Source organism: Kitasatospora sp. NPDC059722, assembly GCF_042733235.1.
Lineage (GTDB): Bacteria > Actinomycetota > Actinomycetes > Streptomycetales > Streptomycetaceae > Kitasatospora.
Genome location: NZ_JBHWGD010000167.1, coordinates 1 through 7,966, shown reverse-complemented (window position 1 = coordinate 7,966; position 7,966 = coordinate 1). Strand labels below are relative to the sequence as shown.

Genomic DNA, 7,966 nt, shown 5'->3' with positions numbered 1-7,966 from the left:
CCGGCTGCCCCCCGGCGCCCGGAGCCCCCCGGACCCCGGCGCGCCCCGGAGTTGGGGAGCGCCGCGGAGCGCGGGCGCGGGAAGTCGGCCGAGTCGACTTCCCGCTCCCGAACCTTCACACGCGAGTCAGTGGCCGGGGCTCCTCCTGCGGGGACACTGCTCAGCCGTCCGCCGCGCGCGCGGCCGTACCGGAGGTCAGCCGCCAGAGCCCGGCCACCTCGTAGTAGACGCCGTTCACCACCTGCAACAGCAGCAGCGTGACCGGCCAGAGCAGCGCGCCGAGGCCGGGCACCAGGTCCACCGGCAGGGTGTAGGCCATCACGACCCGCACGGCGGCGTCGAGCAGCATCGCCACGCCCCAGATCGCCGTCGAGACCCGCCAGATCCGCCGGAAGGCCGGCTCGCGCTCCCACAGCACGTCCCAGGAAGTGCCGTCGGAGCGGAACCTCCCCTCCAGCAGGGGGCGGCCGCCGTGGAAGAGCAGCGGGCGCCTGGCCCTGATCGAGAGCAGGAACCAGAACCCGGCCACGCCGGTCAGCCAGCCGTCCTTGGCCAGCAGGAACCGCGGGCTGCCGCTCATCAGCGCGGCCGCGACGCCGAGCAGCATGGTCCCGGCGACGAAGCCCGCCATGCCCTCCAGGCTGCGGGTGCGCAGCCACTGCACCGCCGTGGTGAGCGCCGGCAGGAAGGCGCCGGCCAGCAGCGCGACGAAGACGCTCACGCCGGCGGCGCGCAGGCCGTAGTACAGCGCGATCGGGACCGCGATGTCCCGGACGACACCGAGCAGCACGCGCCGGCCGCTCGGCCGCGGCGGCGCCCCGGGGGTCGTCACCGCGGCTCGTTGCGTGTGGTCATGACGTCCTCCGTGTGGCGGGTGTCCGGTCATGACGTCGTCCGCGCGGCGATCGCTGCCCGGCTCGACTGCCGCCTGTCACCTGCACAGCTAACTACTTCCGTGCCGGACGACGGCGAAACCCGGGGCCGCGTCCGGGTGCTCAAGGAGCGCTGGGCGTCGGCCGGTCGCTCTGGGTGACGAACCGGTCCAGCAGCTCGTGCAGTTGATGCTGCTGCTCGGGGGTGAAGACCTCCAGGAGGCCGGCCATCGCGTCGCTGAACAGCGCCGACGCTTCCGCCAGGCGGCGCTCGCCCTCCTCGGTGATCAGGATCTCGTACGTGCGGCGGTCGTTCGGGGTGCGCCGGCGGAGCAGCAGGCCGCGGTTCTCCAGGTCGTCGACGATCCGCACCAGGGTCGACTTGTCGATGCCGAGCGCCGTGCCCAGCTCGCGCTGGCTGCGGGCCCCGCCCTCGCGGACGGCGGTGAGGACGCCGGCGTGCTGCAGCTCGATGCCGCTGGGCCGGGCCGACTGGTTGGCCCTGGCGCGGGCGAGCTGGTGGGCGCGGTACATCAGCAGTCCGAGGGCGGCCGGGGCGGAGGGTTGAGGTTCCATGGGGGTGATGCTACCGTCCGAGACGGTCTCATCTGAGACGATCTCAACTCGGAGGCGCAGCATGCGTGTTCTGATCATCGGTGCGGGCCTGGCGGGCCCGTGCCTCGCCCACGGTCTCCGCCGGCACGGTCACGAGGTGCGGCTCTTCGAGCGGGACGCCGCCATCGACGCCCGCTCGCAGGGCTACCGGATCCACATCGGTGGCGACGGGGACGCTGCGCTGCGCACGTGGCTGCCCGCCGAGGCCTATGCGCAGGCCGTCGCCACGGCCTGCGCGGCGACGGGTGGCGTCAGCATGGCCGGACCCGACCTGCGGGACTTCGCCGAGGTCCCGATCCCGCCGGACTCCGCGGGCCTCACCGTCGACCGGCTCACCCTGCGGCGGATCATGCTGCGGGACCTCGCGGACTCGACCCGCTTCGGCGCCGGATTCTCCCGCTACGAACTGCTCGACGACGGCAGCGTCCGCGTCCACCTGACCGACGGCTCCACCGCCGAGGGCGACCTGCTGGTGGCCACGGACGGCGCCAACTCCGCTGTCCGGCGGCAGCTGTTGCCGGACTTCTCGGTGGCCGTGCAGGACAGCCGGCTCATCTACGGGCGCACGCCGATGACGGACGAGGTGCGGGCACTGACGCCGCGGCAGGCCCTCGACGGCTTCCTCGGGGTGGTCGGTGCGGACGGCCGCCGCCTCGCCCTGGCCGCCCAGCAGTTCCGGCGCGACCCGGCCGACTTCGGGCTCCCGGCGGGCGAGGACTACGTCATGTGGGGCATGGTCGCGCCCGCCGCCCGCTACGGGCCGGACGTCGACGGGCTCGGCGCGGCCGAGCTGCTGGAACTCGCCGAGCGGACCATCGACGACTGGCACCCGTCCCTGCGCGCGCTGGTCGGGCTCGGCGACATCCGGTACGTCGTGCCCGCGAGCATCCTGGTCGCCGAGCGTCCGGCGCCGTGGCCGACGGTGCCGGTGACGCTGGTCGGCGACGCGGCCCACCCGATGGCCCCGGCGGGGGTCAGCGCGGGAGTCGCGATCCACGAGGCCGGACTGCTCGCGTCGCGGCTCGTCTCCGGTGTGCCGCTGCTCGACGCCGTGCGGGCGTACGAGGCGGAGATGCTCGACCACGGTTTCGCGGCGGTCGAGAGGTCGACCCGGCGCCAGGCCGGCGACTTCTCGTAGCAGGCCGCCCCCGGTTACTCCGGCGGCCGGTAGGCCGGCCCCGCGGCCTCGATGTGACTCAGGACGGACGCTCCCGCCAAGGAGACCAGCAGGTCGACGACGACCTCCTCACCCTCCCGGCGGCCGCGCTCGGAGATCTCAAGGCCGATCAGCGCCAGGTCACCGGCCTGGGCCCGCAACTCGTACTGCTCGCGGGTCTCCTCGCCGACGTCACCCGTCTCGTCGCGCTCCCAGGCCTCCACCGCGGCCCTGGCCACGGCCCCGGGCAGCCGCACCGTGACCCGGCCGACCTGGGCGCCGACGCGCTCCCCGATCGCTGCCAGCAGCTTCGCGTCTTCCCGGTACCGGACGTACTGCTCGTCATCCACCACGGGGCGAGACTACTCGGACGACGGGCCGGGCTCGACCGAATTCGGGCGCGGCCGGGAGCTGTCCGGTCGATCATGCGCGAAGCAGGATGACGAGGGCCGCTGCGGTGACGGTGCCGAGGGGATCCGGCTGACGGCCTGTCGGGTGGGGTCCTGTTCAATGCTCGTCATGAACGTTCACGAGTTGGTGCCCAGGTTGGCCGAGCCGGACGTCCTGCGGGCCCGCTGCCGGGCGCTGGCGCTGCTTGACTTCATGCTCGCCGAAATCGCTCCGAGATACGACTATCAGTCGAACTGGCGCCCAGGGGTGGACCTGGCCACGATGGAGGACGGCTCCGGCGATCTGTACGGGATCGTCTTCGATCCGGCCGGGGTCCTCCTCTACGGCTTCGGCTACGAGAGCGATGCCTCGCGGGAGCGGCCCCGGGCCCATTGGCCTGGGTTGCTGGACGACCTTCCGCCAGGGTTGGCGCACTACCCGGCGGATCCGGAGCTGCAGTCCGACGGGTTCTTCGAGGCGACGGTGTGCGCATGGCGCGAGGCCGGAGCCTCCGAGTGGCAGTGCGGGCCGGTGGTGTTCGCCGAGGGCGAGTCCGACGGAGCGGGTTGGCTGTTCGGGGTGCTCGCGGACGGCAGTGCGGAGGCCGTCGGCAGGGATGCCGAGGACTACCACGGACGACCCGTCGATCGCGATGCCGTCGCCGCGATCCTGGCGGGCAGCCCGCTGACGCGCCGGGTGGTCGCGGCGCTTGAGCCTGCGCTGGACTTGGAGGCGAGTGCTGCCCGCGCCCGCAGGATCGGGCACTCGGTGGCGGACGTGTGACCACCGGTTGTCCGGCCACATCGACGAGCCGGTACGGCTCCCACGGATCGCCTACCGCGACGTACCAACGGAGTTGTGTCGTGCGGGGAGTGACATCGTCGGGCTCAAGGACGCCAACGACGATGGGGCCGGACCCCGATCCCGGCAGGTCCGACCCCATCGACTAGGCGACCCGCAGGGTGAGCTCGGCCGTGTGGACCTGGCCCGCGGTCTGGAACTGGAGGAAGACGCGCCAGTCGCCCGGCTCGGGGAGCATGGCCTGGAAGGTCAGCGCCGGGCCGCCGTTGTCGCCGGTCACGGCGTTCGCGGGGTGGAGGTGGGCGAGGGCCTGGTCGCCCTCGTGGAAGGCGCTGAGGTGGGCGTAGCTGTCCAGGTAGGGCTGGAGGTCGGTGACCGGGCGGCCGTCCTGCTCGAAGGACGCGGTCAACTGGTAGGCCCCGGCCATGGGCTGGGCGTGGAGCGTGACGGTGTAGCCGTCCACCGTCGTGCGCTCGGCGGGGGCGGGCAGCGGGACGGGGGCGGCCTCGCCGGGGACGGTCACGGTGCGGCTGAGGACGTACTCCGGGCTGTGGGGGCCGGTGTTCGGGATGAAGTCGGCGTACAGGCGCCAGCTGCCCGGGGCGAGGGGCGCGAGGTCGGCGGTCCAACTGCCGTCCGGGGCCTGCTCCGGGTGGAGGTGCTGGAAGCCGGTGAGGTCGGTGCGGATCGCGTAGAAGTGCAGCCGCTTCGTCTGGTGGACGGTGAGGTCGGTGACCGGCGCGCCGTCGGGCCCGGTGATCGTGAAGCGGACGGGCGCGGCGGTGGTCTCCAGCGCGAGCCGGTACCCGTCCTGCTCCGAGGCGAGGCCGCGGGCGGGCGCGGCGGCCTGCGCGGCGGCCGGAGCCGGTGCCGTGCCGGTCATCCCCGGCATCCCGGCCATTCCGTCGGCCATCGCGGGCGCTGCCGCGGCGGGCTGCGGGCTCCGCGGGACGGAGAAGGCCATGCCGAGCACGAGCAGCGTCGGCACGCAGGACGCGAGCAGCCAGCCTCGGGAGAACGGACGGGCGGCGGCAGCGGTCATCGGCGGGTCCTTCGGGGCGCAGGCGTTTTCGGTCTTCTCGAACAGGAGACCCCCGGCGGGGCCCGGGATCACACAAAATGCGCGACCTGAACGCGTGGTCGGGAGGCCCGCCCGACCCTGGCATGATCGGAGGCATGCACGAACGAGTCATCGCAGCCTGTGACGGAGCTGCCAAGGGGAACCCCGGCCCGGCGGGCTGGGCGTACGTCGTCGCGGACGCCGCCGGGGCGCCGCAGCGCTGGCAGTCCGGCGCGCTCGGGCACAGCACCAACAACATCGGCGAGCTGACGGCCCTGCGCGAGCTCCTCGCCTCGACCGACGCCGCCGCCCCGCTGGAGGTGCGCCTCGACAGCACCTACACCCGGGACGCGGTCACCAAGTGGCTCGTCGGCTGGAAGCGCAACGGCTGGAAGACGGCCGCCGGGAAGCCGGTCGCCAACCGCGAGCTGATCCAGGAGATCGACGCGCTGCTCGCGGGCCGGGACGTCGCCTTCGTGTACGTCCCCGCCCACCAGGTGGACGGCGACCCGCTGAACGCCATCGCCGACAAGGCCGCCAGCGACGCCGCCCGCACCCAGCAGGGCGCCGCCGGCACGGCCGCCGACCTCCCGGTGCCGGACCCGGTCGCGGCGTCCGCGCGCCCGGCGAAGGCCGCCTCCAAGGCCACGAAGACCGCCGCCAAGAAGACCTCCTCCTCGGGCACCGCCCGGACCCTCGCCGCCCGCTACCCCGGCACCTGCCCCTGCACCCGCCCGTACGCCAAGGGCGACAAGATCACCAAGGTCGGCAGCAGCTGGGGCCACCCGGAGTGCGCGGCGGCCCACGCCTGACCTGATCGACGTCGAGTTCTTACACGCCTCTGCCGTTTCCCTTACGAACGGCCGACGTGCCACGGGCACGCTGGCGGCAGGCCACCCGGACCCCGGGACCACGCACGCCACCAGCGAAGATGACACCATGACAGACACCCCCGCGGCCCGCCGCACCGTCCTCGTCGTCGAGGACGACCCGGGCGTGCGCAACACCCTCGACCAGCTGCTCCGGTTCGAGGGCTACGAGGTCCTGACGACCGCGGACGGCCAGGAGGCCCTCGAACTCCTCGACCGGCGGCGCCCGGACCTCGCGGTGGTGGACGTCGTCATGCCCCGCCTCGACGGCCTCGCCCTGTGCCGCATGCTGCGCCGCCGCGGCGACCGGCTGCCCGTCCTCGTCCTCACCGCCCGCCACCAGCTCGGCGACCGCGTCGCCGGGCTGGACGCGGGCGCCGACGACTACCTCGCCAAGCCCTTCGCCGTCGAGGAACTCCTCGCCCGCATACGCGCCCTGCTGCGCCGCGCCGCACCCCTCGACGAGACCGGCCCGCTGCTCTTCGACGGGATCGCCCTCGACGCCGCCGCCCGCCGGGCACAGCGCGGGGACCGTCCGCTCGACCTCACCAAGACCGAGTTCGACCTGCTCGAACTCCTGCTGCGCAACCAGGGGTCGGTGCTCACCCGCCCGCAGATCTACGAGCGCATCTGGGGCTACGACTTCGACACCGACTCGCGCTCCCTGGACGTCTACATCGGCTACCTGCGCCGCAAGACGGAGGAGGGCGGCGAGCCCCGGGTGATCCACACCGTCCGCAACGTCGGCTACACCCTGCGGTCCGCCTGATGCTGCGCGCGCGGATCACCGCCGTCGTCATCGCCGCCGCCCTGTTCGCGATCGGGGTGTCCGTCACCGCCTCCTACCGGGGCGTCCGGGACCTCGTCGCCGACCAGTTCGACCGCAGCCTCAACGACCGGGCCGACGCCGTCGCCGTCATCCTCGACGCCTCGCGCCGCCCGGACCCGCGGCCCGACACCACCGAACAGCTCGTCCTCGCCGACGGGACGGTCGAGTTGCTGACGGCCGGCCGCGCGCCGCTGCCCGTCCCGCCGGGCGCGCTGGACGTGGCCAGGAGCGGGCAGGGCACCCGCGAGGAGGACGTCACCGTCGACGGGACGTCGTACGGCCTCCTCACCAAGGCCCGGCCGGGCGGCGGAGCGCTGATGGTCGGGCAGGCCTACGCGGACGTCGAGCGCGTCGACCACGAGTTCCTGGCCCGGATCACCTGGACCACCGCCGCAGCCACCGCCCTGTCGGCGCTGCTCAGCTGGCTCATCCTCAGCCGCATCCTCGGCCCCGTCCGCCGCCTGGTGCGCGCCGCCGAACACATCACCAGCACCCGCGACCTCACCACCGCGCTCCCGCCCGCCGGGCGCGACGAGGTCGGCCGGCTGACCCGCGCGTTCGAGGCGATGGTCGGCGCCCTGCGCCGCTCGCGCGAGCAGCAGCAGCGCCTCGTCCAGGACGCCAGCCACGAACTGCGCACCCCGCTCACCTCCGTCCGGGGCTGCGCCGAGCTGCTGCAGCGGGCGCGGGGCCGGCTCGACCCGAAGGACGAGGAGCAGATCCTCGGCACGCTGGTGACCGAGACCGTCGCCCTCGACGACCTCGTCCGCGAGCTCGTCGAACTCGCCACCGACGCGCACACCGAGGAGGAGCCGGCGGCCGTCGACCTGGCCGAGACGGCGGAGGAGAGCGCCCAGCGCCACCGGCAGCGGACGGGGCGCGCGATCACCGTGACCGCCGCCGGCCCGGAGCCCGCGCCGGTGCTGGCCCGGCCGCGGGCCGTCCAGCGCTGCATCGACAACCTGATCGGCAACGCCGTCAAGTTCAGTCCGGACGGCAGCCCGATCGAGGTACGGATCGACGGGCGGCGGCTCGCCGTGCGCGACCGGGGGCCGGGGATCGACCCGGGGGAGCGGGACGCCGTGTTCGACCGCTTCTACCGGGGAGCGGGCCAGCAGTCCGCGCCCGGATCGGGGCTGGGCCTCGCGATCGTGCACGACCTCGTCGCCGCCGACGGGGGCACGGTCTTCGCGGGGACGTCCGCCGAGGGCGGGGCGGAGGTCGGCTTCGAGCTGCCGCCGTGCGGAGTGAAGCCGTACGGAGCGAAGCCGTACGGAGCGAAGGTGCCGCGACCCTCGCGGGAAGGGTGCTCCCGGGGCCGCTGATACGGGTGCCGGAACGGCCTTGGGGGGGGGGGGGGGGTGTGTGGGGGGA

9 protein-coding genes are annotated in these 7,966 nt (G+C 74.0%); 5 read left to right on the top strand and 4 right to left on the bottom strand.

Annotated features, from left to right (window positions below; genetic code table 11):
- Positions 1–160 precede the first annotated feature (160 nt).
- Positions 161–832, bottom strand: a complete 672-nt coding sequence (locus ACFV4F_RS41230; RefSeq protein ID WP_380435337.1) for a VC0807 family protein — start codon at positions 830–832, stop codon at positions 161–163.
- Positions 833–995: 163 nt separating this feature from the next.
- Positions 996–1,448 carry a MarR family winged helix-turn-helix transcriptional regulator gene (locus ACFV4F_RS41225; protein WP_380435338.1) on the bottom strand — a complete coding sequence of 151 codons (453 nt, stop codon included), beginning with the start codon at positions 1,446–1,448 and terminating at the stop codon, positions 996–998.
- Between the two features lie 61 nt (positions 1,449–1,509).
- On the opposite strand from ACFV4F_RS41225, the gene ACFV4F_RS41220 reads away from it, so the two are divergent.
- The gene (locus tag ACFV4F_RS41220; RefSeq protein WP_380510771.1) at positions 1,510–2,625 is read left to right on the top strand and encodes an FAD-dependent oxidoreductase; all 1,116 of its coding nucleotides are present in this window, start codon (positions 1,510–1,512) and stop codon (positions 2,623–2,625) included.
- Positions 2,626–2,639: 14 nt separating this feature from the next.
- On the opposite strand, the gene ACFV4F_RS41215 is transcribed toward ACFV4F_RS41220, so the two are convergent.
- Positions 2,640–2,996: a hypothetical protein gene (locus tag ACFV4F_RS41215; RefSeq protein ID WP_380435340.1), complete on the bottom strand. Its 357-nt coding sequence runs from the start codon at positions 2,994–2,996 to the stop codon at positions 2,640–2,642.
- Positions 2,997–3,162: 166 nt separating this feature from the next.
- Between ACFV4F_RS41215 and ACFV4F_RS41210 the strand changes: the two genes are divergently transcribed.
- Positions 3,163–3,816: a hypothetical protein gene (locus tag ACFV4F_RS41210; protein ID WP_380510768.1), complete on the top strand. Its 654-nt coding sequence runs from the start codon at positions 3,163–3,165 to the stop codon at positions 3,814–3,816.
- A 163-nt stretch (positions 3,817–3,979) separates the two neighbouring features.
- On the opposite strand, the gene ACFV4F_RS41205 is transcribed toward ACFV4F_RS41210, so the two are convergent.
- On the bottom strand, positions 3,980–4,876 hold the full coding sequence (locus ACFV4F_RS41205; RefSeq protein ID WP_380510765.1) for a hypothetical protein: 897 nt from the start codon (positions 4,874–4,876) through the stop codon (positions 3,980–3,982).
- A gap of 122 nt (positions 4,877–4,998) precedes the next feature.
- On the opposite strand from ACFV4F_RS41205, the gene ACFV4F_RS41200 reads away from it, so the two are divergent.
- The 3 genes from ACFV4F_RS41200 to ACFV4F_RS41190 all read left to right on the top strand — a co-directional run bounded on the left by ACFV4F_RS41200 (position 4,999) and on the right by ACFV4F_RS41190 (position 7,917).
- Positions 4,999–5,706: a ribonuclease H gene (locus ACFV4F_RS41200; protein WP_380435448.1), complete on the top strand. Its 708-nt coding sequence runs from the start codon at positions 4,999–5,001 to the stop codon at positions 5,704–5,706.
- 127 nt (positions 5,707–5,833) lie between these two features.
- Complete coding sequence (locus ACFV4F_RS41195) at positions 5,834–6,532, top strand: response regulator transcription factor (protein WP_380510763.1); 699 nt, start codon at positions 5,834–5,836, stop codon at positions 6,530–6,532.
- On the top strand, positions 6,532–7,917 hold the full coding sequence (locus ACFV4F_RS41190) for an ATP-binding protein (RefSeq protein ID WP_380510760.1): 1,386 nt from the start codon (positions 6,532–6,534) through the stop codon (positions 7,915–7,917). The genes ACFV4F_RS41195 and ACFV4F_RS41190 overlap by 1 nt, the downstream gene beginning before the upstream one ends.
- Positions 7,918–7,966: the final 49 nt, after the last annotated feature.

Excerpts from the sequence above, each read along its gene's own strand:
- ACFV4F_RS41200 (WP_380435448.1), top strand. The coding sequence starts at position 4,999 with ATGATCGGAGGCATGCACGAACGAGTCATCGCAGCCTGTGACGGAGCT.
- ACFV4F_RS41195 (WP_380510763.1), top strand. The coding sequence starts at position 5,834 with ATGACAGACACCCCCGCGGCCCGCCGCACCGTCCTCGTCGTCGAGGAC.
- ACFV4F_RS41220 (WP_380510771.1), top strand. The coding sequence starts at position 1,510 with ATGCGTGTTCTGATCATCGGTGCGGGCCTGGCGGGCCCGTGCCTCGCC.
- ACFV4F_RS41225 (WP_380435338.1), bottom strand. The coding sequence starts at position 1,448 with ATGGAACCTCAACCCTCCGCCCCGGCCGCCCTCGGACTGCTGATGTAC.
- ACFV4F_RS41190 (WP_380510760.1), top strand. The coding sequence starts at position 6,532 with ATGCTGCGCGCGCGGATCACCGCCGTCGTCATCGCCGCCGCCCTGTTC.
- ACFV4F_RS41210 (WP_380510768.1), top strand. The coding sequence starts at position 3,163 with ATGAACGTTCACGAGTTGGTGCCCAGGTTGGCCGAGCCGGACGTCCTG.
- ACFV4F_RS41205 (WP_380510765.1), bottom strand. The coding sequence starts at position 4,876 with ATGACCGCTGCCGCCGCCCGTCCGTTCTCCCGAGGCTGGCTGCTCGCG.